Genomic DNA, 25,464 nt, shown 5'->3' on the forward strand with positions numbered 1-25,464 from the left:
GAAAGGGGAGTCCGCTATGCTCGAGCCAGGCTCAGGCGCGGCGGTTCTTCGGATCTGGGAAGCCGCCGCCGCCGCACCGCCGCACCGCCGGGGCTCGGTTCTGGTCGCGCAGGCGACCGGCCAGCCGCTGGCGGCGGTCGAGGCCGGCCCCGTCGGCCGGCGCGACCGGCACCTGTTGCAGGTGCGCCGCGCCCTGATCGGCGAGGCGGTGGAGGCGCGGGACGCCTGTCCGCACTGCGCCGCCCGGGTCGAAGCCAGCTTCGCCGTGACCGATGTGCTGGGGGCCGATCCGTTGGACGTGGCGCCCGATCCGCCGACCGTCGAACTCCGCCATGGCGATCTGTGCCTGACGGTGCGGGCGCCGTCCGCCGGCGATCTTGCCGCGCTGGCCGATGCCGGCGGCGAGCCGGAGGCAGTGCGCGCGGCCCTGTTCGCGCTCTGCGTCGCCCGGTGCGAAACCGCCGACGGCGCGCCCGCAGTGCCGCCGCCGGAGGCCGCGGCCGCCGTCGCCGCCGCGGTGGAGTCGCTCGACCCGCTTGCCGCCATCGTCTTCGCGCTGACCTGTCCCGAATGCGGCACGGCCTTCGAGACGCCGTTCGATCCGCCGGCCTTTGTCTGGCAGGAACTCGCCGCCGTCGCCAGCCGCCTGCTGTGGGAGGTGGACCAGCTCGCCCGCGCCTATGGCTGGCCGGAGGCGGACATTCTGGCGCTCTCGCCGCTGCGCCGCCGGGCCTATCTGGAGATCGCCGCCGGATGACCGATTTCCTCGCCCGCATCGCCGCCCGCGTCGCCGCCCCCGGCGGCGGCCTGCGCCCGAACACACCCAGCCGGTTCGAGCCGACCCCCGGCCTCGCCGGCGAGCCCGGCCTGTTCGAGGTGGCGGACGAACGCGAGATCGCCGCCCCGCCGGCCAGCCAGGCCGCGGCGCGCACGCCGCCCTCCGGCATGGCCCCCGCCCCGATTGCGCCCCCGCCGGCCATGCCGCTTGAGACACCAGCGATGGGCCGGGGCCAAGCGCCTTCGGTTGCGCCACCGCCGCCACCATTGGTCGAGACGGGCAGGGGACCGGACCCGCTGGAAGCGCCGCCGGCGGTTCGGACCCGCACCCTTCCGGCCCCGCCCGCCGAGGGCTCAACGCCCGCGCCGCGCACGGCCCCCCTGCCGTCGCTGGAAGCCGACACTCCCGGACACGCCCCGCCGAACCCGCCGGCCGCGTCGCATTCGGTCGAGCATCACCACCACCCTGTCGAGCGGGTGGTCGAGCGAACCGTCCTGCCGTCACCGCCGCCGGCCGGAGCGCCGCCAGCGTCCTCGCCATTGCCCCGCGGCACAGAGTCGTCCCGGCCCACCGCCAACCGCTCGGAGCCGACCTCGCCGCCGCTGCCGCCAGAGCCGCGCCCACTCCAGGCCCGCACTGCCGCGCCCGCCCCGCCTTCCGCGCCGGCCTCGGCACGCGCACCCCGTCAGCCTGCCAGTGAGGTGCCACCGCCACCTGCGCCGGTGGTGGTGCGCATCGACCGGCTGGAGGTGCGGGTGACACCGCCCCGCAGTGCCACTCCTGCGCCCGCGGCATCCCGCCGGCCGGAGGCCGCGCCGGACCTCGACCGTTATCTGGCCCAGACGGAGGGGCGGCGCCCATGAGCGACGGATACGCCATCGCCGCGGTGACCGCCGTCCTGCGGCGCACCATCCTGGAGGCGCTGTCGGCGGCCCAGGTCTCGGACGTCACCGGCACCGTGCCGGTCACCGCCCTGCCGCCGGACCGGGTCATTCCGCCCGCCGGCGCCGAGCCGACCCAGCTCAACATTTTCCTGCACCAGGTCACCCGCAACGCCGCCTTCCGCAACTGGGACCTGCCGAGCCGCAACGCCGCCGGCGACCTGATCTCCGGCCCGCCGCTGGCCGTCGACCTGCACTATCTGATCACCGCCTACGGCGCCGAGCCCTTCTGGTCGGAAATGCTGCTGGGCCATGCCGCTCTCGCCCTGCACGAGAACGCGACCCTGACCCGACCGGCCATCGCCCGCGCCCTGTCGCCGAACCCGCCGGACCCGCTGGTGCCGGCTGTCCTGCGCAGCGCCGGCATCGAGGCGCAAATCGAACTCATCAAGCTGGTGCCCGAAGCCATCGACAGCGAGGACATGTCGCGGCTCTGGTCGGCGATCCAGGGCCAGTATCGCGCGACCATGGCCTACCGCGCCTCTGTCGTGCTGATCGAGCCCCGGGCCGCCGGCGCCGCGCCGCCGCCGGTGCGCTCGCCGGGCGGTCGCGCGCTGCCGCTCGCCAATGTCACGCTGGAGAGCGTCGCCGCGCTCACCGGCGCCCGCGACCCGATCACCCGCGCCAGCACCATCGTCCTCTCCGGCCAGGGCTTCACGCCCGGCGAGATGACCGTGGAACTGGGCGAGACCGTGGCGACGCCGGCCGTCGGCGATGTCGGCAGCACGACCATTCAACTCGACCTGTCCGCCCTGACACCGCGCGCCGGCCTGCTGCCGCTGCGCGCACTCCGCACCCGATCGCTCGGCCCCGCGCCGACGACGCCGGCGGTCGAGGTGTCGAACACGCTGCCGCTGACACTGCGCCCGGCGATCACCGCCAGCAATGTCGTCATCGACAGCACCGACACCGTGGATGGCCAGCCGGTTGCGAGCGGCACCGTCACCCTGACGCTCGACCCGCCGGTGGGCCGCGATCAGCACGCGGCGATGCTGCTGAACACCGCCGGCGGCGGGCCGATGCACCGGCTGCCGGCGCCGCCGAACAACGGCGCGGCCACCAATGTCGCCACGGTCACGCAGATCGCCTTCGCCTTCCGCCGGCTGCGCCGCGGCCCCTATCTGGTCCGCGCCTCGGTCGATGGGGCGGAGAGCGTGCTGACCGTCGACGGCAACGGCGTCTATGACGGGCCGGAGGTGACGCTCTGATGCCGCTCGCCATGCCCGACACCGGCGCCAACGCCGCCCCCGGCGCGGAACTCACCCGCATCGCCCATGCGCTGGCCGCTGCCGCCGCACCGGCGGGGGAGGAGGCGCCGCCGCTGCCGCCGCGCTCCGCCGGCCCTGTGGCCGCGCTGGGCGCGCGCCTGGGCCTGACCTTGTTCGAGACCGACGTGCTGGCCTTCGCCATCGGCGTCGAGGTCAATGCGGAGATCGCGGCGCTGGCCGGCCAGGCGGCGGGCGACCCGCGCGCGAGTTTTGCCAGTTTCGGCGTGGCGCTCGCCGCCTTCGAGGATGCGGACTGGGCCGCCACCGCGCCGCATCGGCCGCTGCGCCGGCTGCGCCTGGTTTCGCTAACGGCACCGGACCGCCTGATCGCCTCGGAATTGCGGGTGGACGAGCGGGTGTTGCACGCCCTGTTCGGCGCCGACGGGCTCGACGCGCGCCTGACGCCCTATCTGCGCCCGCTCGTGGGCCTGCCGCGCCCGGCCGCGCGCCTGGGAGAGCACGCCCGCCGCGTCACGGCCCATCTGGGCGAGCGGCGGGTGCCGGGCGTTGTCCTGACCGGCCGGCATGCCGCCGACCTCCGCCTGGTGACGGCCGCGGCCGCCGGGGAGCGGCCGGTCTGGTGCCTTGCGCCCGCCGACCTGCCCGCTGCCGCTACCGAACGGGAAACCTTCGCCCGCCTCTGGGAACGCGAGGCCCGGCTGACCGGCGCCCTGCTGCTGGTGGAAGCCGAAGGCGAGGACCAACGGCTCACCCATCTGCTGGCGGACCAGCCCGGCCCCATCGTCCTCGCCGGCCAGGAGCCGCCGGCGGTCGACCCCGCCTGGCCGGTCCTCGCCATCCCCGCCCCCGACCGCAGCGAGCAGGCGGACCTCTGGCGCCGGGCGCTGGGCGGGCAGGCGCGGCGGATGAACGGGGCCATCGACACGCTCACCCAGACCTTCGACCTGGGCGAGGCCCAGATCGGCACGCTCGCCGCCAAGCTCGGCCAGGGCAGCCGTCGGCTGGAGCAGGAGTTGTGGGAGGCCTGCCGCGGCAGCGCCCGTCCGCGCCTCGGCCAGCTGGCGCAGCGCATCGAGGCGGTGGCGGGCTGGGACGACCTCGTCCTGCCGGCCGACGCTTTGGCGACACTGCGCACGCTCACGGCCCAGGTGCGGCACCGGCATCGGGTCTATGGCGACTGGGGCTTCGGCGGCAAGTCCAACCGCGGCCTCGGCATCTCCGCCCTGTTCGCGGGCCCGAGCGGCACCGGCAAGACCATGGCGGCGGAGGTGATCGCCCGTGCGCTCGACCTCGACCTCTACCGCATCGACCTCTCGGCCGTGGTCAGCAAGTATATCGGCGAGACCGAAAAGAACCTGCGCGCCCTGTTCGACGCCGCCGAGGGCTCCGGTGCCATCCTGCTGTTCGACGAGGCCGACGCCCTGTTCGGCAAGCGCTCGGAGGTGAGCGACGCGCACGACCGCTATGCCAATATCGAGGTCAGCTATCTGTTGCAGCGGATGGAGGCCTATGCCGGCCTCGCCATCCTGACCACGAACATGCGCAGTGCCCTCGACGAGGCGTTCGTGCGGCGCATCCGCTTCGCCGTGACCTTCCCGTTCCCGAACTATGCCGCCCGCCTGCGGGTCTGGCAGGGCGTGTTCCCGGCGGCGGCCGAGCACTCCGACCTCGCCTGGGAGAAGCTGGCGCGGCTGGAACTGACGCCCGGGCATATCCGCAACGTGGCCGTCAACGCCGCCTTCCTCGCCGCCGAGGCGGGCGAGCCCATCGGCATGCCGCACCTGTTGCAAAGCGCGCTGATCGAGTGCGCCAACCTGGAGAAATCGCTGTCGCCGACCGAGATCGCCGGGTGGGTGCCATGAGCGACAAGCCCGCCCTTCCGCCCGCCCCGGCGCCCATCTCCGTCGAGATCGGCACGCTGGCACTGACTGGCGTCAGCCGCGGCTATGGCGAGCGCGCCGCCGCCAGTTTCGAGGCCGCCCTGCCGCAGGCGCTGGCCGGCCTCTCGGCGGCGGATCTGCACCCGGACGCCGGTTCGCGTCCGCTCACGCTTGCGGCCTCGCCGCGCCTGCCGCCGGAGGAGTTCGGCCGGCGTCTGGCCCGGCAGGTGGCGGAAGGGTTGCGGCGATGACCAGGCTCGCCACCGCCCCGGCCCCGGAGCCGGCTGCCGACCAGCGGGGAGGGGACCACCGTCTCCGCCTTGACGGCAGCGTGCCGGCGGTGCAGGCCGCGGCGGCGGAGGCGTTGGTGCGCGGTTTCGCCGATGCGCTCGGCTTGAAGCTGGACGGGCTGACCGTCGCCATCGACCGACCCGCCGGCCGGGCGGTGCAGGCCCATGGCGCGCGCGGGCGGGCGCTCGGCAATCTGGTGGAACTCGACCCCGCCGGCTTCGACCCGACCGGCGCCAGCGGCCGGGCGCTGCTGGCGCATGAACTCACCCACGCGGCCCAGGCGCGGCTCGCCCGCGGTGTCGGCCGGCCGTCGCTGCCGCGGGCGGAGCGGGAGGCCGCGGCCAATGCCAATGCGGCGGCTCTCGGCCGGCCGCTAAGCCTGCCGATCCATCGCTGGACCGGCCCGGCGCTCGACGCCGGCGCGGCCGTGGCGGCGCGCAAGGCGACCTCGACCCTCGAAAGCCTGGTGGTGCGGAACTATGGCCGCGAGCGCGACGCGATCGAGGCCATTCTCGACGACCTGATCGTCACCGACGGCAAGGTCGAGCGCGTGCTGCGCATTCTGGAACCCCTGGCGTTCGAGACCGCGGCCGCCCTGGTCGGCTCGCTGGAGGACAAGGCCCGGCTGCGTCTGGTGCGCGAGGTCGACACCGACCACTATGCCCGCTTCCGCCGCGAGGTCATCGCGGCGCTCGCCGGCCTGACCGACGCCGACATCGGCGAACTCGACGCGGCCGTGCTGGAGGATTTGCCGTTCGAGGGGCTGGAGCCGGTCGAACTGATCACCGTGCAGCGCGTCTACCGCCGCCTGCCGCGGAAGGCGCAACTGGAACTGGCGGACGGCGAGCGCAAGGCCGATTTCCGCAAGCTCCGCCACACCGCCCCCGGCGAATACGACGCCGACAAGGCCAAAAGCGAGCGGGCGCTGGCCGAGGAAGACCGCTCGCCCGCGGTGGTGCTGGGCGACGCGGATGTGCGCGGGCGGGTCTATGACCTGTCGCTGGAGCTTCAGGCGCTGCTGGAGGACCCGGACGCCGAGCGGGCCAAGGCCGCGCTCCGCCGCATTGCCGGCCTGGGCGTGCGCATGGAGGCCGACCCCCGCGCCGCGCCCGAGGCGGACACCGCCGCATCCGCCACACCGGAAGGCGAGCAGGCCAAGGCCGACCCCGCGGCGACGCCGGAGGACGCCCGGACACCGCCGGCGCCGCCCGAGGCCGCGGCCAGGCCCAAGGACGGCCCGCCGGCCCTGTCCGCCGCCGCGCTCCGCATCATCGCCGCCGATCTGGACGAGGCCGGCGCCATCCAGCGCCTGATCGACGAACTGCCGGAAGAGGCCCGGCGCCAGCCCGAGTATCTGGAACCGTTCCGCCTGCTGGTCAGCGCCCGCGAGGCCTATCGCAATCTCGCCCTGGTGGAAGACCTGCTCGACCCCGGCTGGTGGATTTTCGGCCGCGTCGACGAACAGGAAGCGACGCTCGCCTATGACATCGTCATGGCCATGCCGCTCGGCGAGCGCGAGCGGTTCCGGCAGTTGGACGACGGCAAGGCGTTGCGGCGCATGCTGGACGCGCTGCCGCGGGCGTTGATCGAGTCCCCCGATTTCGTCCTGCCGGAGGTGGCGCGCACCGCCGACGGCAAGCTGATCGCCGCCGATGCGCTTTACGCCCCCGGCGGCCTCAGCGGCAGCGAGGCGGAGTTGGTGGGCGAGACCCTGACCCTGTTCCGCGAGGCCGCGGCGGCGGAGGAGGCCGACCCCGAACCGCGCTGGAACCGCCTGCTGGCCATCGCCGCCGGCGACCCGGACGTGATGGGCGACAAGCCGGCGCGGCCGGACGCGGTGCTGGCGACCATGGTGCGCCGGCTCGATGCGGAAGGGCTGCTGGCGCCGGTCCTGGCCGCCCTGCCGCCGGACGTGCTGGCCGCCCGCGACACCTGGAGTCGCACCGCCGCCATTCTCAACGCCCGCGACCCGGTGCTGGCGCGCGAGCACATTCTGCGGCTGCTGAACGAGTCCACCTTCCTCTGGCTCTTCACCACCGACGCGGTCGAGCCGGGGGAGGCGCTGCTGGCCTTCCAACTGGTGCGCGCCCTGCCGCCGGCCGACCGCGAGGCACTGGAAGCCGCCCATGGCGGCGAGCCCTGGGGCCGCATGCTCGCCGGCCTCTCCAACCAGACCCTGGGCGAGGCGAGCTTCACCTGGTTTCAGGGCGAGCTGGACCGGTTCGGCACCAACTCCATCCGCGACCGCATCAATGACGACCGGCTGTGGGCGCGGGCCGAGACGGACCCGAAGGCCCTGGACCAGTTGATCGTGCTGATCGAGATCGCACGGGCGGCGGGCGAGTTCGCCTATGTGTTCGACTATTCGAAACTGCTCTACGAGGCGGGTCGCCCGGCGCCGCAGGCCCTGACCAAGCGCTTCGCCCTCTACGATCCGGGGCGCGGCCGCACGGCGCCGGAGCCGATCCGCACCAGCCTGGAATCCGGCGAGAGCAGCTTCTGGCGGCTGTTGCTCGGCACCGGCTGGCGCGAGATCGAGACCAAGTCCGTTACCACGCCCGGGCCGGACATTCTGGGCTCGCCCTATCAGGACCAGTCGGTGTCGCAGGTGCGCGTCACCGTCGACCTGGAGCAGTTGGAAGACGCACTGGGCGGCCGGCTCACGCCCGGCGTGGCGGTGGCGAAGTCCGGCGGCGAGCGGACGGCGGTCTCGAAAAAGACGCGGCGCTATCTGCTGGAGAACGAGTCCAACATCGTCGACGTGTTGTTGAACCTGGAGACGAACCATCTGACGCTCCGGGCGCCGAAGCTGCGCTTCGCCTCGCTCAGCTTCGTCACCGGCGGCTCGATCCTGCGCACCGGCCCGGTGAATGTGGACGGTCTGGTCCTCGACATCGACTTCCAGAAGGGCGACCTGATCGACCTCACCAACGCCATCGCCCGACTGGGCGAGTTGCGCGTGGAGACGCCGGTCTATTCCGACGCCGGCACTATCGCCGCCGCCCGCCGCGCGGTGCTGAAAACCCTGTTCATCGCCGCCGGCGACTTCTCCGGCGACGAGTTGCGCGAACCCATGGTCGGCAGCTTTTTCGGCTTGGTGGTGCGCATGGCCTGGCGGCAGTTCGTCTCGAAAAAGTCCTATATCGGCAACCCGCTGGAGCGCTCGGCCCTGTTCGACCGGCTCGAACTGCGCTTCGACTCGCTGGTCGTCGACGAGTTCCAGACCTCCGGCGGCCAGCGCGTCGGCCAGGTGTCGGTGGAGGGCGTGCGCGTCGCCGCCGCCACCAACCGTGCCGCCTATCAGCGCCTGCTGATCGCCTCGCTGAACGAGCGCATGGCCAAGGCGACCGACCCGAACGACAAGGCACAACTGGCGCAGCGGCTGGAGACGGCGGAGGCCGAACTGCAACGCCTGGAAGGGCTGGAGCAGGAATACCGCAATCTGGTGCGCAAGATGAACCGCCAGGGCGGCCGCCTCGACAAGGACGAAAGCCAGCGCCTCACCGACCTGCAGGAGAAGGAAGGCATCGCCGTCGCCAGCCATATGGGCGCGGTGGTCGACATCGGCCGCGTGGCGGTCTCCGGCGTCGAGGGTTCGGTGCAGGTGCAGGACTTCGCCGTGACCGACCTGCACGGCGAGGGCGAGTTCCGGGGTCTTGCCGGCTTCTCCGCCGAGCAGCTGACCAGCGAGGAATCGATCCGCCGCTTCGTCGAATTCGGCCCGCAGGCGATGCAGACCCAGCCGGAGAACAAGGACAAGCCCGAGAACACGTTCGCGCTGTCTCTGGGCATGGTCAATGTCAACGGCCTGGTGGTGGAGGCGGACATCCCGTCCGCCTGGTCGCTGTTGCGGCAGGCGCTGGAACTGCCGGCCATCCCCGAATTCGCCGCCGAACGCTCGCGGCTGCTCGTTCTTGCCGGCCGGGTGCTGGTCTACGAGGGGCTGCGGCGCATGGAGGAGCCGGAGGATCCCGCGCAGCGGCTGGCCCATCGCCGCCGCATTCTCGACCAGCGCCGGGAACTGGCGCGGCTGTTCGGCGGCGAAGTGGAGCACATGCATTTCACCGGCGTTTCCGCCGGCGCTTTCCCCGGCCTCTCCACGCCGGAGGAGCGGCGCGGGCGGGAGGACGAGGAGCGGCTGCGCGACGATGCCGGCTTCCGCATCGGCGGCGCGACGCTCTCCGGCGTGCGCTATGGCGGCTATGCGGCGGACACGATCACCGGCACCGACCTGCGCGGCGCGGTGCAGTTGCGCCAGCCGGGCGTGGATGCGCTGGGCGACCCGAACCACCAGGTCGAGGTGGCGCTGCTGGGCGGCAAGGAGGTGGTGATCGAAAACCTCCGCCAGGGCGAGAGCCCGAACCGCGCCGACAAGATCGTCATTACCAATTTCGATGGCACGGTTCGCCTGACCGACCACGGCCTCGCGGTCGAGCATTTCGGCATCGAGAATTTTGCGGTGGAGGGCGCGCAGTATCGCACCGCCACCTCCTATCTCTGGTCGCACGGCACCACGAACTTCCGCGGCATCACCGTCGACCTGACCATCCCGTTCGAGGCCGCGGAAAGCCGCAATGCGGAGGGCGAGACCGACGACGACCCGCCGGCCTGGTCGCGCCTGAACACCGGTGTGGTGCGCATCCAGCGGTTGCACGTGGACGCGATAGAGGCCGGCAATCTCGGCTATCGCGGTTATGACGACCGCGGCGCCATGGCCAAGGAAGTGGAGGTGGTCAGCGGCTCGCTCCGGGATGTGAACGTCACCGATTTCTCGCTGACCATGCCGAAGGACGGCGATATCACCTATTCCGGCGGCATCACGGTCCAGACCCTGGACGGCGTCAAGTTCAAGACCCGCATGGGCGAGGATTTCGAGGCCACCGGCCTGCTGGGCGAAGGGCGCAAAAAGCGGGCCGACGACCAGCCGGCGATCCGAATCGGCCTGGCCCGGTCCGGCAATATCGAAGCCGAGATCGACAAGGTGCTGCTGACCGACGGCGTGTTCGACAAGCGCACCGAGTCCGGCAGCGGCCGGGTGCTGGTGCGCCGGGCCAACATCTCGGCCCTCGTCGGCCTGGAGGGCGACACGATCAAGGTGCGCTCGCTTACCATTCCGCTTTTGGACATGCCGCGCATCGACTGGCGCTCGAACGACGGCAGCACGCTCACCGTCACCGGCGCCAAGGCGCACGATTTCCGCCTGCGCCTCGACTACACCACCGAAAGCGAGACCAAGAGCACGGTGGTGCTGCACGAACTCTATGTGGGCGCGCTCCGGGCCAGGGAGATCATCTACGACGCGCGGCCGGGCGTGTATGTGACCCTGATCCCCGATGCGGCACCGAAGGGTGGGTATATGCCGCTGATCCAGGGCCTGTTGCTCCAGGACCTGACCGTGACCATGGGCGCCAAGAGCATCGGGCTTTCCGGCGGGCACGGCCGGATCGACCAGACCAGCGTCATCGCCACCTTCGCCGCCAATTTCGAAACCGGCTCCGACCCTTCCAAATACGAGGCGTTCGCCACGGCGGTCGCCCGCCTGTCGGCCAAGGGCTTCACGTTCGAGGATTTCGGCTATGGCGACGAGGGGCTGACGCTGGCGGGCGGGGTCGAAAACCTGTCGCTCGGCGGCAATGGCGATTTCGCTCCAGCCGATCCGACCGCAGCGCCCTATGGCGCGGTGAGCGCCAGCGGCGACGTGGCCGCCCTGGATGGGCGGATCGGCCATTTCCGGATCGGCAACGGCCTGATCTCCATCGGTTCGGAGGACCAGGACGGGCTGGTCTTCCCGGAAATCCTGTTGACCGGCCTGTCGTTCGATGCCGGCGACAAGGCCCTGATCCCGGTCGCCTCGCAGGACGCCGAAAAGGTGTGGGAGGCGAACCCCTCGGCGGCGGTGACCGAGTCCGGCGTGACGGCCAAGAACCTGAACCTCAAAATGGACATCCACCTGCGCAAGGATACCGAGCCGGCGGAAGCCAAGGTCGGCAAGGCGGGCAAAAGCGAGCTGGGCGCGGTCGAGCGCATCGACATTCACCAACTGCATTTCGACTCCATCGCGCTTCAGGGCTACCGGCTCTATCTGCGCCAGAAGGGCGTCTATATCGACATCCCGACCGGCATCGAATCCAGCATCGGCCCGATCGACCTGCACGGCCCGCTGCCGGACAAGCCCTTCCGCATCGAATTCAACGAGGCCGGGACCAAGGCCCTGGGTGGGGTCCTCACCGGGCCGCTGATCGCCCGGCAGATCGGCGTACAGATGGAGCAGAGCTTGCGTGCCCGGCTGGATTTTCAGGCGGCCTCGGTCTCGGTCGGCTTCCTGGAAGCCGCGGACCCGACCAGCGGCAAGGGCGGGCCGATCAAGATCGACCTGAACGACTGGAGCGCCACCAACATCCTGGCCTATCTGGGCGAGGGCACGGGCAGAAGCCTGCGCGCCGGCCGCCTCTCCGGCGCGGCGGGCGAGGGCGTCGGCGGCAAGCAACTGACCATCGACGTCGACGAGGGCGGCAACATGGCGGTCAAGCTGCGCGGCCTCTGGGCGCGAGGCTTCACCCTGAAGGACAAGGCGCTGGGCCTGACCCTGAAGCTGGACCGCGCCACCATGCCGGACGACAAGCTGCTGTCCTATGTGAGCGGCAAGGACTCGCCGAAGGGCAGCAGTTACTCCCGGTCCACGATCCACGTCGACAAGCTCGACGTCGACAACGCGGACCTGACCATCGACAGCCTGACCGGCATGCTCAAAACCCTGGGCGTGGCCGATATCTACACCACGCTGCACGCCCGGCCCGACGCTTCGGGTGGCGGAACGGCGGAAGGCGAGGCCGACACCGAAGCCACCTTCATCTCCGGTGACGCCCTCGACTGGGTGACGCAGCACGAGGCGTTGTTCCGCAGCCTGGAAGGCTCGCTCGACCTGTCGCTGGAGGCATTCGGCGGCGAAGGCGGCTTGATTCATCCGTCGATTGCGCTGGATATCGAGCACGGGCGTCTCGACCTCGATGCGTTCGAAGATGCGATCACCACCTCCGGCGACACCCTGCTCGACTATTCGATCCTGGGCGCGGCCAACCTGACCTTCGACCCGAACACCAAGCAGCCGACGCTGGTGTTCGGCTTTGGCGGACATATGGCGGTGCCATCGGGCGGGCCATTGCCCGACCCGAACGGTCCGGTCTATGCGGATTTCCACTACACGCTGGTGCAATGGCCCCTGCGTGGCGACGAATACAAGATTGCCAAGCGCTCGAAGACGAACCCGCACCCGAAGATCGGCATCGACACGTTGCTGCGCGCCGAGGACCCCGACTTTGGCAAGCCCAAGGACGAGGACGAGGAGGACGATCTCTACAATCAGAGCATAGCCGAAAAGCTCTCCGACCTGCGGATTACAGATTTCAAGCTGAAGCTCAGCACCCAGCACAAGGACCCGCTGACCCTGCTGCTGGGCGAATATGGCTCGCTGGATCTGGCCCCGAACGCCCTCCAGAACCTGGAAATCTCGGGCTACCTGCAGAAGGCCAATTACCGCAAGGGGATGGAGGACAACCCTACCCTGAACTGGTTGGAACTGAAAAAAACGAACCGGCCGGGCGAGGTGACGATGAGCCTGGACTCGTTGGCGGTGGCCGGCATGGACCTGAAGCTGCCGGCCTTTGCCGGCTATAGCGGCGGTAGCGCCAAAGGCCGTGTCACCATCGGCGACGCCGACAAGCGGACCAAGCTGAACCTCGGCTTTTCCGGCCTGGTGCCGAAGAAGCTCGATGGCCGGATCGGGCCGATCCATCTCGAAGACATCGAGATCAATCTCGACAAGTACAATTTTTACGGCCCGGAAGAACCGACACCGGAGTTCGAGTTCGACGCGCCCGACGTGTTCACGAAGGAGGAAAAGGCGAAATGACCGTCGCCCCTCCCACCTCGCCCCGCCGGATGGATCGCATCCCGCCGCCGCAGCCGGATCTGCCGGATGCCCTGGCCCTGGAGAGCGACGCCGATGCCCGTGCCGACCGGGCGCTGTCCGACCGTGGCCTGGGGACTCCGGGGCTGGAGACAGCGTCGCCGCGTACCGCCGGAGGTTCGGCCAAGGGGGCCGAAGCCGGGTTCCGCGGCCTTGGCGCCGGGCGGGCGCTGCCGCCGCAGCTGGCCGGGCGGCTGTCGCGGGCGCTGGGGGTCGATCTCTCGCCGCTGCGGCTACACACCGGCGCTGCCGCGGCCGCGCGCGCCGAGGCGATGGGCGCGCGGGCAGCGACCGCCGGGACGGACATCGTGCTGGGCGCCGACGCCCAGGATCTCTCCCGCCCGGACGCGGTGCAGACCGTCGCGCACGAGGCGGCCCATATCGCCCAGCGTGCGAGCCGGACGGAATTGCCGTCGGTGCTGCGCCAGGACAAGGACACGCCCGGCACCGGTATCGGCCGGGCGCCGCCCAGGGCCGACTACAGCCGCGGCACCGGCCTGGCGGCGGAGGACCGGGCCGTCACCTTCGCCTTCGACAGCGCCGACCTTTCGCCCACGGCCCAGGCGGACCTGCGGGCGCTGGCGGCGACCTGGACCGGGCCGGTCGAGATCGACCTTTACGGCTATGCCAGCGCCGAGGGGCCGGGCGTCTACAACCTCAACCTCTCCGCCCATCGGGCGGTGGCGGTGCGCCGCCTGTTGCAGCCGCTGCTGCCGGAAGGCTCGGTCGTTCGCCTGCACGCCCATGGCGAGATCACGGATTTCGACCCGGCAGAGGGCAATCGCCGCGTCGGCATCGACGTGACCGAGAAGGCGGCCAGCACCGCGACGCCGGCCCAGGTGCCGGGCCTGCCGGCGCCCGCGCCGCCGCGGCCCGCCGCGAGCGGTCAGGAGCGCGCGCTGCCGGCTCCGCGGACACGCCGCCCCCGCCCACCGTCGACCCGGTCGAGCGGGAGGTGCCGAGCCCCGACGCGGAAGGACCGGCCGCGCCGCTGTCGCTCTATCCGCGCCGCTTCCGCATCCCCCTCAGCCGGCCGCTGACCCTCAGCCCGCAACTGGCCGGCAACTTCTTCCGGTTCCCGCCGCTGGGCAGCGATCCGGCGGCGCGCATCGACTATCTGCCGCTCGCGCGGTCGGCCGCCGCCCACGGCGTCAGCCTGATCGACCTGACCGCCCGCGGCGAGCTGGAAGGCGCCTATGCCCTGCACCGCCGCCTCTATCCTTGGATCCCGGAAAGCGCGGACGAAGTCGACAACTGGCTGCTGAGCAAGCTCGTCGGCGCGATGACCGCCCAGGCGGCGACTGAGCGGGCGCTCGACGCCTATCTGGACCGCGAATATCCGGGGCCGCTGCAACGGCTGGAACGGCTCGACCAACTCGACCGCGTCATGCGCGGCGAGGACGAGCCGTTCGTTATCCCCCCCATCACCGTCCTGGAGTTCGAGTTCGATCTCGGCCTGGGTGTGTTCCGCAGGAAGTGAGGCGCGCATGGCAAGCTCCCCCCTCAATCCGAAACTGCTGAAGGGCGGCCTGTTCCGGGTCGACCGCGACAGCGGCGCGGTCAGCAATATCGTGCCCTTCCAGTACAACCCGGAATCGGTCAGCCGCTCGCTGACGCCGCGGGGCACGGCCGGCGAGGGGCAGCGGGCCGATGCGCTCCGCCTGATCGGGCCGCCGGTGGAGACCATCAATATCGAGATCATTCTCGAAGCCAGCCGGGCGCTGGAGACGGCCGAGCCGGACGACACCGTCGCCACCGAGGGGCTGGCGCCGCAACTCGCCCTGCTGGAGATGATGATCTATCCCAGCGTGGATGCGGTGCAACGCACGGCCGATCTGGCCGCCCAGGGCCTGATCGAGGTGCTGCCGGAGCCGGAGCCGCTGACCCTGCTGGCCTGGAGCCGCAACCGCATCACGCCGGTCAAGATCACCGAGTTTTCGGTGACCGAGGAGGCATTCGACACCAACCTCAACCCGATCCGCCTGACCATCTCGCTCGGCCTGCGTGTCATGAGCATCGACGACCTGGGCGCTTCCAGCCGGGGCGGCGGCATCTTCATGAGCTATTTCCGCCGCAAGAGCGAACTCGCGGGCCTGGCGGGCTCGGGCGATCTCGCCGCCTTCGGCATCAGCCAGGGAGACCTCGGATGACCGTCCCGACACCCGGCCAGGGCTTCTTCCTGCCGGTGCAGGAGCAGCGGCGCTTCCCCCAGACCAGCCGCTATCATACCACCGGCACCGCAATCCACACCGCGGCCGACGGGACGCCCGTGCCCTATCTGCTGCGCCGCTTCCCGCCGCAGCCGGCGCGGCTCGCGACCATCGGCAGCTACACCGCCGCCGCCCCCGACCGGCGCGACCTGGCGGCGTCGACCGCGCTGGGTCGGGCGGAGTTGTGGTGGCGTCTTGCCGACGGCGCCGGTGCGTTCGACCCGGACACCGTGGTCGACCAGCCCGGCGCGCCCGTTCGTCTGACCCTTGACGAAAGCGAAGGGGGCTAGGCGGCCATGGGCGGCGTGCAGCTATCGGTCAAGACGGGAATGTTCACCTTCGCCCCGGTGCCGGAGGCGGTGGTGGATGCCATCCGCGACGTGCGGGTGACGCAGAAGGCGGGTCAGCGCTCCGGCTTTCAGATGACGCTGGCGATGGAAAAGGGCGGCGCGATCGAGCGCGAATTGCTGCCCTCCGGCTTTTTCGCGCCCGGCACGCGCATGGTGCTCTCGCTCATCACCAACGGCGTGCGCGAGGTGCTGATGGACGGCCATATCGCCCGCTACGACGTCAGCCAGTCGAACGAGCCGGGCCAGGCGACGCTGGCGCTCACCGGCACCGACGCGACCCAGTTGCTGGACCAGATCGACCTGACCGGCGTGCCGCTGCCCGGCATGCCGCCCGTCGCCCAGGTCGCCATGATGCTGGCGCCGCTGGCGCCGCTGGGCGTGGTCCCGACCGTGGTGCCGACGCCGCTGGTCGCGGTCGAAAACCCCTTGAAGGAATGGAAGAGCGTCAAGGGCACGTTCTACAACCACATCCAGTGGCTGGCGAGCCAGGTCGGCTATCAGTTCTCGCTGGAGCCGGGCGTGACCGAGGGCCAGCAATTCGCCTATTTCGGCCCCGATATCGGCACCCTGATCGCCCTGGGCCGCAGCGCAGCGGGCGACCTGCTGCCGCCGCTGACCGTCAACATGGACGCCGCCAGCAATATCGAGAGCCTGTCGGTCAGCTTCGACGGCCTGTCCAAGCCGCTGGTCTATGGCTTCTACCAGCCGAAGGAGGCGCCGAGCCCGGTGATCCCGATCCCGTTCCCGGACGCGGTGTTCAACCCGCCGCTCGGCCCCGGCTTCATCCCCTATGCCAAGAACCTGGCCATGAACCAGCCGAGCAGCGGCGGCGGCAATGACAACACCGAGGACGGCATGACCACCAGCGACCTGGCCGCGCTGATCATGCGCGGCATGGGCCGGGCGGCGCGGGCGGCGAACGTGATCACCGCCAGCGGCTCGCTGGATGTCGCCCGCTACGGCCAGATCCTGCGCCCGCGCCGATTGGTGAGCGTGCGGGGCGCCGGGCCGCATTCCGACGGCACCTATTACGTCCAGTCGGTCTCGACCACGATCCAGCGCGGCTCGTTCAAGCAAAGCTTTTCCCTCTCGCGCAACGCGCACGGTTCCTTCAGCGAAAAGGTGGCGGTATGACCGAAATCCGACGCTATTACGGCAAATACCGGGGCATTGTCGTCTCGAACGAGGACCCGCTGCGGGAAGGTCGCCTGCTGGTGCAGGTCGGCGATCCGGGCGGCGTCATCCCCACCAGCTGGGCCACCCCGTGCTTCCCGGCGACCGGCATCCAGATGGGTGTCTACATGCTGCCGCAGATCGGCGCCGGCGTCTGGGTCGAGTTCGAGCAGGGCGACGCGGACCGGCCGATCTGGTCCGGCTGCTGGTACCACAATGGCGGCGAGATTCCGGCCCTGGCGCAGATTCCGCCGCCGCCCGGCCTGTCGAACTTCGTGATCCAGACTGCCGGCCAGCAGACGCTGATGCTGAGCGACACGCCCGGCCCGACCGGCGGCATCCTGCTGAAGACCACCACCGGGGCGCTGATCTCCATCAACGATGTCGGCATCACGATCTCGAACGGGAAGGGGGCGATGATCACCCTGACCGGCCCGGCCGTGACCATCAACCAGGGCGCCCTGACGGTGACCTGAAGCGCGCGCGGAGGAAACAGACATGCCCGGACCCGTTCTCACCATCGCCGCCGCCGCCACTTGTCCCCATGGCGGCAAGGTCACCATCGCGCCCGGTGCCGCGCGCGTCTCGATCCTGGGGCAGCCGGTGGCGACCATGGCGGACCAGTACCTGATCGCCGGCTGCCCGTTCCAGATCCCGGTCGGCGCCGGCACCAAGCCGCAGCCCTGCGTCAAGATCCAGTACACCGTGCCGGCGACGCGGGTGCAGGTGATGGGCATGCCGGTGGTGCTGTCCACCAGCGTCGGCCTCTGCCAGTCGGTCGAGCAGATCCCGCAGGGCGCGCCCATCGTCTCCGCCGTGCAACCCCGGGTGATCGCGACATGACCCATATCGCCTTTCCCTTCCGCCCCGGCCCGCTCGGCCGCACCGAAACCGCGAGCGACCCCGTCTATATCCGCAGCCTGATCGAGCAGGTGCTGTTCACCCAGCCGGGCGAGCGGGTGATGCGGCCGGGCTTCGGCGGCGGCGCGACGGCGCTGGTGTTCCAGCCGAACGGCCCGGACCTGGCGAGCGCCGCCGAAATCGGCATCCACGCCTCGCTGAACCAGGCCCTCGGCGACCTGCTGGAGGTCACGGGCGTCCAGGTCGAGAACGACGAGGCGGCGCTCCGCATTGCGGTGCGCTTCGCCATCCGCGGCCAGAGCCAAGCCCAGGTGGCCACGTTCGAAAGGAAGCGGGGATGAGCACGCCCTATCTCTGCGACGACGACGACCGCCGCCGCGCGGTGCGGGCGGCCGGCACGATCAACGGCATCGACTTCCTGGAGGTCGCCGACGCCAGCCAGACGGTGCTGGACGTCACCTTCCTCCACCCCCTGCCGGGAGAGGCGGGGGCGGTGCCGGCCGCGAGCCCAGCGCTCACCGCCGACAATGTCCGCCTATCCGGCGGCGTGCGCATCACGCCGGTGCGGGTGCTGGCGGTCGCGCGGCCGCAGCCGAACGTGCTGCGGGTGACGGTGGACCAGCCGGGCGATTTCTCGCCCTACACCCTGTCGCTGGTGGCCGGCGCCGATGTCAGCGTGCCGCCGCCGGGCTTCGACCCGACGCTGTCGGCGGTGGCGTTCTCGTTCAAGGCGGCATGTCCGACCGACCTGCCGTGCGCGCCCCTGCCGGGCGGTCAGCCGCTGCCGGGCGAGGGGCCGGCCATCGACTATCTGGCCAAGGACTATGACAGCTTCCGCAGCCTGATGCTGGCCCGCCTGCGCCAGTTGATGCCGGACTGGCGCGACGCCAGCATCGCCGACCCGTTCATCGGCGCGGTCGAGACGCTGGCCTATGCCGCCGACCGCCTCAGCTACATGCAGGACGCCGCGGCGGGCGAGGCCTATCTGGCGACGGCGCGCAGCCGCATCTCCGTCCGCCGCCATGCCCGCCTCGTCGGCTACACCATGCACGAGGGCTGCAACGCTCGCACCTTCGTCGCCTTCGACGTGCTGGCGGCGGCCGACGGCCATACGGTCCGCGCCGGCACGCCGGTGGTGAGCCAGGTGCCGGGCCTCCCCGCCGATATCGGCAGCGACGCCTATCAGACTGCGTTGCAGGGCGGGGCGGAGGCGTTTGCCACCCTGGCCGACGTCACCGTGTTCGCCAATCACGACCATATCGCCTTTCACACCTGGAGCCGGCGCGATTGCTGCCTGCCGAAAGGCTCGACGGCGGCGACGCTGTCGGGCAGCCCGACGCTGTCGCTCGCGGTGGGCGACTATCTGCTGCTGATCCAGACCGCCGGGCCGGAGACCGGTGCGGCGGCGGATGCGGACCCGGCCATGGCGCATGTGGTGCGCATCACCAGCGTTGTGCCCGGCAGCGATCCGCTGGACGGCGCGGCGGTGGTCGCGGTCGCCTGGGGCCGCGAGGACGCCTTGCCCTTCGACCTGCCGCTGGAAGGCGCCGTCGGCACGGACGGAGCCGACATGGCGCTGGCGGAGGCGCGCGGCAATATCGCGCCCGCCGATCACGGCGCCTGGGTCGCCGCCGCGCTGGAGCCCGACCTGGTGCCGCTGGAAGACGCCTACCGCCCCTGCGTGAGCCTGCCGGACGTGACCTTCGCCGCGCCGTTCCGGGCCGCCGGCACCTCGGCGGCGGCGGTGCTGCGCACCGACCCGCGCGAGGCCGCGCCCGAACTGCGCCTCTCGGACCCCACCGGCGACTGGACCTTCCAGCACGACCTGCTCGCCAGCGACCGCTTCGCCAACGACGTGGTGGCGGAGGTGGACGAGGCCGGCTTTGCCCTGTTGCGCTTCGGCGACGACATCAACGGCCGCCGGCCGACGCCGCTGAACCGGTTTGCGGTGACGGCCCGGGTCGGCAACGGCACGCGCGGCAATGTCGGCCGCAACGTGCTGGCCCATGCGGTGACGGCCTGGGACGGCGGCCCGGCGGTGCCCGGCATTCGCGGCGTCTCCAACCCGTTGCCGGGGCAGGGCGGCGTCGACCGCGAGCGGGTGGCCGAAGCGCGGCTGTTCGCGCCGCCCTCGATCCGCACCCAGCAACGCGCGGTGACCGAGGCCGACTGGGCCGAATGGGCGCTGCGCCATCCCGAGGTGCAGCGGGCCTCGGCCGAACTGCGCTGGACCGGAAGCTGGTACACGGTGTTCGTGACCGTCGACCGGGTCGGCGGCGGCTCGGCCGTGGACGATGCGGAGTTCCGCGACGCCATCCTGGCCCATCTCGCTCGCGGCCGGCTGGCGGGCTATGACCTGGAACTGCGCGACCCGATCTATGCGCCGCTGCGCCTGGAGCTGCGCATCTGCGTTGCCCGCGACCACGCCAAGGCAGCGGTGCGCGCGGCGCTACTCGACAGGTTTTCCGCGGGCATCCGCCACGACGGCAGCAAGGGCTTCTTCCACCCGGACCGGTTCAGCTTCGGCGACCCGGTGTTCTCCAGCCGCATCTATCGGGAAGCGATGGCGGTGGATGGTGTCGGCTCGGCCGAGATCGTCACCTTCCAACGGGTCGGCCAGGCCGCGAACGGCGAGATCGCCGCCGGTGTGCTGCGGCCCGGCGACCGCGAGATCGTGCAGTTGGACAACGACCCGAACTTCCCCGAACGCGGCACGTTCGACGCGATCATGGAGGGCAGCCTATGAGCCGTGCCACAGAGGATTGCGGTTGCGGGACCGAGCCCGTGCGCACCCCGGTCGCCACCGACCCGCCCGCCTATCAGAGTGCGCTGACCTATCGGGTCGGCCGGCATGGCAGCTTTCTCGGCACCATGACCGCCGGCATTTCCGCCGATCCGGCGCTTTCGCGCCTGACGACGCGCGACCCGTCCGATCCGGCGCTGGCATTGCTGGATAGCTGGGCGACGGTGCTGGACGTGCTGACCTTCTATCAGGAACGGATTGCCAACGAGGGCTTTCTCGGCACCGCGGTCGAGCGGCGGTCGATCCTGGAACTGGGCACGCTGATCGACTACGAACTGGCGCCCGGCGTCTCGGCCGAGACCTATCTGGCCTTCACCACCGACGACATCCCCGGCAGCCCGACCGAGGTCACCATCCCCCAGGGCGCGAAGGTGCAGAGCATCCCCTTCGCCGACGGGGAGTTGCCGCAGACCTTCGAAACCGGCCAGGACCTGCTGGCCCATTCGGCCTTCAACGACATGCGCCTGGAACTGGCGCTCTATACCGAGCCGGAGCCGGGCGACACGGTGCTCTATCTGGACGTGGCCGCCGCCCAGCTTGCACCGGGCGATGCGCTGGTGCTGCTGGGGGACGAGCGCAAGGCGTCCGCCGCCAGCCGGCGCTGGCAGGTGCGCCGCGTGCTGTCGGCCGAGGTGATCGCCGAGGACCCGGTCTCGCACCAGCCGGCCCGCGCCGTCGTCACCCTGGAACAGCCGCTGGACGGCGCCGACCGGCTGCCGCAGACCGGCATGCGCGTCCACGCCTTCCGCCAGCGCGCCGCCCTGTTCGGCCACAACGCCCAGCCCTGGCTGACGCTGCCGATTTCGCTCCGCATCGGCGAGTTGCTGCCGGGCGTCGGCGTGCTGACCGCCTCGCAGACATTGGCGGCCAACCCGGTCTTCGCGCTGGCCGAGGCGGCCCCACAGGCAATGGTTGCCCCCCAGGCAATGGTTGCCCCCCAGGCGATGATGGCCCCGGAGGCCGCGCCGGCACCTGCCGCGAGGGTGATGCGGGCGCCTGCGCCCGGCGGGCCGCAAGCCGCCGTTGCGGGCGTGGGAACCCTCGCCGGCGTCAACCGGGCCGACCTGTTCGCCTCGCCGATCTTCGACAATCTTCAGTACATCGACGGCACGAACGACAGCCTGATCCAGGGGCCGTTCGCCGACCGTCAGGATAGCTGGGCGGAGGCCTTGTTCGCCGCCGACGACCCCTATGTTTATCTCGATCAGGTCTATGACAAGGTTGTGGCCGGCGGCTGGCTGGTGCTGCGCAAGGCCACCGACGGCGGCACCGACGAGGAGCTGTATTTCATCGAGGAAGTGGCCGAAGTCAGCCATTCCGATTTCAACCAGACCGCCAAGGTCACGCGCCTGCGGCTCTCCGGCACCGGCCTGGACAAGTTCTCGCCCCGCAACGCCACGGTCTATATTGCGAGCCAGCTGGTGCCGTGGGCGCGCAAGCCCATCACCGACCCGATCCAGGGTCTCACCCTGCGCCTGGAAAAGCCGGTGGCGGGTCTGGCCGAGGGGCAGTGGCTGTCGATCCGCGGCACCGACGCCGCCACCGGCAAGCCCGCGGCCATGATCGGCGTGATCGACGGCCTTGCCTCGGTCCCGGCCCGTGGTAGCGCCGAAATGCAGGACACGGTGACCGACACGACGGAGGTGACGCTCGCCCTGGACCTGGCGCCGGCAATGCTGCGGAACACGGTGCGGATCAACGGCAATGTCGTCACCGCCTCGCACGGCGAGACCCGGTCCGAGCCCATCGGCTCCGGCGAGGCGACGCGGCGCTTCCAGATCGTCGACCTGCCGGCCAAGCCGCTCACCCATGTGAGCGCGCCCGGCGAGAGCGGCCGCGCCTCGACCCTGGCGCTTCGGGTCAACGACATCCTCTGGAAGGAGGTGCCGGATTTCCTGAAGGCCGGGCCGCGCGACCGGGTGTTCACCCAGACCATCGACAATGAGGGCACGGTCAGCCTGACCTTCGGCGACGGCGTTACCGGCGCGCGCGTGCCGACCGGCACCGCCAATATCACCGCGGAATATCGGGTCGGCACCGGCCTGGCCGGCCTGCTGGTGGAAGACCGCCTGACCCAGCCCATGACCCGGCCGGTGGGCCTGCGCAGCGTCACCAACCCGCTCGCCACCAGCGGCGCCGAGGACCCGGAAACGTTGGAGACCGCGCGGCAGAACGCGCCGGTGACGGTCAAGACGCTCGGCCGCATCGTCTCGCTCGCGGACTACGAGGACTTTGCCCGCGCCTTTGCCGGCATCGCCAAGGCCAAGGTGACGCCGCTCTGGGATGGACGGCGGACGGTGGTGCATCTGACCATTGCCGGCGCCAACGGCACCAGTCTGGGGCCGGCCGACGCGGCCTACCAGAATCTGGTCGACGCCATCGACCTCGCCCGGCCGCGCGGCCAGCCGATCCGGATCGACAGCGCCATGATCGTCGATTTCGTCGTCGATGCGGAGGTCTGGGTGCACCCGGACTATCTGCCGGAGGTGGTGCTGGTCGAGGTGCGCGCCGTGCTGGAGGCGGCCTACGCCTTCGACGCCCGCGAATTCGCCCAGCCCGTCGCCGCCAGTGAGGTGGTGGCGCTGGCCCAGGCAGTCGACGGGGTCGAGGGGGTGACGCTGCTGGCGTTCTACCGGCCGCCGGTTTCGGGCTCGGCCACGCCGCCGGTGGAGGCACTGCTGCTGGCGGCACCCGCCCGGTTCGAGAACAATGCCTACAAGAAGGCGGAACTGCTGACCCTCGCCCCCGGCAGTCTGACCGTGCGGGAGGCAACACCATGACCAGCGCCATTTACGACCTGCTGCCCGCCCATATCCGCACCCGCGACCTGGAGGCCGGCGGCACGCTCCAGGCCCTGTTCGCGCTGATGGAGCGCGAAGGCGGCGTGGTCGAGGACGACATCCGCCGCCTGGCGGAGACCTGGTTTATCGAGACCTGCCCGCCCTGGGCCATTCCCTATATCGCCCAGTTGCTGGACGCCCGCGCCCTGCACGATCTGGGGCCGGACAGCGGCTTCTCGCCCCGGGCCTGGGTCGGCAACACCATTCGCAACCGCCAGCGCAAGGGCACGCTCGGCGCCATCGAGGCGGTGGCGAGCGAGGCGACCGGCCTGCCGGCCCGCGCGAACGAAATGTTCGAGCGCCTGTCGGCGACGCAGTGGCTGAACCACACGCGCCTGCACCGCAACGCCGCCGCCCGGGTGCGGGACGGCGACGCCATGGCGCTGACTGGCTCGGCCTTCGACCGCACGCCGCGCAGCGTCGACGTGCGCCGCATCGACCGGGGCGGCGGCCGCTACAACATCCCGAACATCGCCGTGCATCTCTGGCGCCTTCAGCCCTATCGCCTGCCTTCGGTGGAGGCAGCGCGGATCAGCGACCACCAGTTCGTGCTCGATCCGCTGGCGCGCGACCTGCCGCTCTACTGGACCGGCCGGACCGAGACCGACGCCATCGGCATTGCCAGCATGCTCGACTTGCCGGTACCGCTCGCCATCCGGCCCCTGTTCCGCGAACTGGAGGCGGCGCGCCAGGCGATCAGCGACGGCGGGACGCCGGCCTATGAGTGGTTCGGCGCCAACCCGGCCGTCGCCCTGGAAATTCAGCTGGCGCCGGGCGGTCCGTTCGGGCCGGTTGACCCGGCGGAGATCGCGATTTGCGACCTGCACGATGTCGGCGGCGGCGACTGGCGGCGGCCTCCGGCCTCCAAGGACTACACGACGGCCTCCGGCGCGACCGAGACCCGGACCATCCGGGCCGGGCTCGACCCGGTGCGCGGGCGGGTGGCGTTGCCGGCGGGCGGCACCGCCAACGGCCTGCGCGCCACCTATGTCTATGCCGCGCCGGGCGATCTGGGCGGCGGCGCCTATGACCGGCGCCAGACCGCGGAGGCGCTGCTGGGCCGGGCCGCGGACTTCCAGGTCGGCGTCACCAAGCGTTTGCCGGGCAACGGCGCCACCATCGTCCCCTCCATCGCCGAGGCCATCGGCCTCTGGAACGGCCGGCCGGCCGGGGAGGCGGGGGTGATCGTCCTCATGGACAACGACCGCTTCGAGGAGGACCTGACCGGCCCGAACGCGCCGGTGATCCGCGACGGCTCGGCCCTGGCCATCGTCGCCGCCAACTGGCCGGAGGAACCGGCATCCGGCGGTGGCACGATCCGGCGCACCGGCACCTTCACCGCCCGCGACCGCCGCGCGGCGCTGGTCGGCTCGCTGGAGGTCGTGACGGAGGTGGCGCTGGGCGCGCCGGTGCCGGGGCGGTTTGCGCTCGACGGCCTGCTGATGGCGGGCACGCTCACGCTCTCCGGCGCCGTCGGGACCGCGTTCGGCGCGGTGCGGCTGACCCATGCCGGGCTCGACCCGGCGGCCGGCGGCCTCACCCTGAACGGCCCCAGCATCGAGGACGCGTTGCACCTGGAGCGCTGCGTTTGCGGCCCGCTGGCCCTGGGCGCGGTCGAGACGGAGTTGCGGATTCTCCAATCCATCGTCGATGGCCATGGCGGCCCGGCGATCCAGGCGAGTGCTGTCAACCTGACCGCTGAGGCCGCGACGATCCTGGGCGACACGGCCATCGGCGAGGTGTTCGCGACCGACTGCCTGTTCGACGGCGCCCTGGTGGCCGAGCGCACCCAGGCGGGCTGTCTCCAGACCTCGGCCTATGCCCCGGCCGGCTCGCGCACGCCCCGGCGCTATCGCTGCCAGCCGGACCTGGCGCTCGCCGGCCAGCCGGCGGCGGAGCAGGCGGCCATCATCGCCGGACTGAGGCCGCTGTTCGCCTCGACCCGCTTCGGCGACCCGAACTATGGCCGGCTCGACGACCGGGCGGCCTGCGAACTCTGGACCGGGGCCGCCGACGGCGATGCCATGGGCGCCTGGGGTCTGCTCAATCTCGGCTGGCGCGAGACCAATCTGCGCATCGCCATCGAAGAATACCTGCCGTTCGGCCTCGCCGCCGGGTCGGTCTACGAAACTTGAGGCTTGG

The 25,464-nt window shown here is 71.2% G+C and carries 17 protein-coding genes; all 17 read left to right on the plus strand.

Annotation, left to right across the window (positions count from 1 at the left end):
• The first annotated feature begins 16 nt into the window (after positions 1-16).
• Genes H6844_08500 through H6844_08580 form a run of 17 tightly spaced genes read left to right on the plus strand, consistent with a single transcriptional unit; the run spans position 17 to position 25,457 of the window.
• Entirely contained in the window at positions 17-757 is a 741-nt protein-coding gene (locus H6844_08500) for a hypothetical protein (protein ID MCB9929439.1), read from the plus strand.
• Positions 754-1,641 carry a hypothetical protein gene (locus tag H6844_08505; protein ID MCB9929440.1) on the plus strand — a complete coding sequence of 296 codons (888 nt, stop codon included), beginning with the start codon at positions 754-756 and terminating at the stop codon, positions 1,639-1,641. The genes H6844_08500 and H6844_08505 overlap by 4 nt, the downstream gene beginning before the upstream one ends.
• Positions 1,638-2,927, plus strand: a complete 1,290-nt coding sequence (locus H6844_08510; GenBank protein MCB9929441.1) for a DUF4255 domain-containing protein — start codon at positions 1,638-1,640, stop codon at positions 2,925-2,927. Before H6844_08505 ends, H6844_08510 begins: the two co-directional genes overlap by 4 nt.
• The gene (locus H6844_08515) at positions 2,927-4,810 is read left to right on the plus strand and encodes an ATP-binding protein (protein MCB9929442.1); all 1,884 of its coding nucleotides are present in this window, start codon (positions 2,927-2,929) and stop codon (positions 4,808-4,810) included. Before H6844_08510 ends, H6844_08515 begins: the two co-directional genes overlap by 1 nt.
• Positions 4,807-5,079 (plus strand): hypothetical protein, encoded by a 273-nt coding sequence (locus tag H6844_08520; protein MCB9929443.1) that lies wholly within the window; start codon positions 4,807-4,809, stop codon positions 5,077-5,079. The genes H6844_08515 and H6844_08520 overlap by 4 nt, the downstream gene beginning before the upstream one ends.
• The gene (locus H6844_08525; GenBank protein MCB9929444.1) at positions 5,076-13,028 is read left to right on the plus strand and encodes a DUF4157 domain-containing protein; all 7,953 of its coding nucleotides are present in this window, start codon (positions 5,076-5,078) and stop codon (positions 13,026-13,028) included. The genes H6844_08520 and H6844_08525 overlap by 4 nt, the downstream gene beginning before the upstream one ends.
• Positions 13,025-14,125, plus strand: a complete 1,101-nt coding sequence (locus tag H6844_08530; GenBank protein ID MCB9929445.1) for a DUF4157 domain-containing protein — start codon at positions 13,025-13,027, stop codon at positions 14,123-14,125. Before H6844_08525 ends, H6844_08530 begins: the two co-directional genes overlap by 4 nt.
• A complete protein-coding gene (locus H6844_08535) occupies positions 14,041-14,565 on the plus strand; it encodes a hypothetical protein (protein ID MCB9929446.1) in 525 nt (174 codons plus the stop codon). The genes H6844_08530 and H6844_08535 overlap by 85 nt, the downstream gene beginning before the upstream one ends.
• Positions 14,566-14,572: 7 nt before the next feature.
• Positions 14,573-15,235: a hypothetical protein gene (locus H6844_08540; GenBank protein MCB9929447.1), complete on the plus strand. Its 663-nt coding sequence runs from the start codon at positions 14,573-14,575 to the stop codon at positions 15,233-15,235.
• Positions 15,232-15,585: a LysM domain-containing protein gene (locus tag H6844_08545; GenBank protein ID MCB9929448.1), complete on the plus strand. Its 354-nt coding sequence runs from the start codon at positions 15,232-15,234 to the stop codon at positions 15,583-15,585. Before H6844_08540 ends, H6844_08545 begins: the two co-directional genes overlap by 4 nt.
• A gap of 6 nt (positions 15,586-15,591) precedes the next feature.
• Complete coding sequence (locus tag H6844_08550; GenBank protein ID MCB9929449.1) at positions 15,592-16,779, plus strand: hypothetical protein; 1,188 nt, start codon at positions 15,592-15,594, stop codon at positions 16,777-16,779.
• On the plus strand, positions 16,776-17,294 hold the full coding sequence (locus H6844_08555) for a baseplate assembly protein (protein MCB9929450.1): 519 nt from the start codon (positions 16,776-16,778) through the stop codon (positions 17,292-17,294). The genes H6844_08550 and H6844_08555 overlap by 4 nt, the downstream gene beginning before the upstream one ends.
• 22 nt (positions 17,295-17,316) lie before the next feature.
• Entirely contained in the window at positions 17,317-17,661 is a 345-nt protein-coding gene (locus H6844_08560; protein MCB9929451.1) for a hypothetical protein, read from the plus strand.
• Entirely contained in the window at positions 17,658-18,020 is a 363-nt protein-coding gene (locus H6844_08565) for a GPW/gp25 family protein (GenBank protein MCB9929452.1), read from the plus strand. Before H6844_08560 ends, H6844_08565 begins: the two co-directional genes overlap by 4 nt.
• The gene (locus tag H6844_08570; protein ID MCB9929453.1) at positions 18,017-20,425 is read left to right on the plus strand and encodes a putative baseplate assembly protein; all 2,409 of its coding nucleotides are present in this window, start codon (positions 18,017-18,019) and stop codon (positions 20,423-20,425) included. The genes H6844_08565 and H6844_08570 overlap by 4 nt, the downstream gene beginning before the upstream one ends.
• Positions 20,422-23,262, plus strand: a complete 2,841-nt coding sequence (locus tag H6844_08575) for a putative baseplate assembly protein (protein ID MCB9929454.1) — start codon at positions 20,422-20,424, stop codon at positions 23,260-23,262. The genes H6844_08570 and H6844_08575 overlap by 4 nt, the downstream gene beginning before the upstream one ends.
• Positions 23,259-25,457 (plus strand): hypothetical protein, encoded by a 2,199-nt coding sequence (locus H6844_08580; GenBank protein ID MCB9929455.1) that lies wholly within the window; start codon positions 23,259-23,261, stop codon positions 25,455-25,457. Before H6844_08575 ends, H6844_08580 begins: the two co-directional genes overlap by 4 nt.
• Positions 25,458-25,464: the final 7 nt, after the last annotated feature.

This window comes from Alphaproteobacteria bacterium, assembly GCA_020638555.1.
Classification (GTDB): domain Bacteria; phylum Pseudomonadota; class Alphaproteobacteria; order Bin95; family Bin95; genus JACKII01.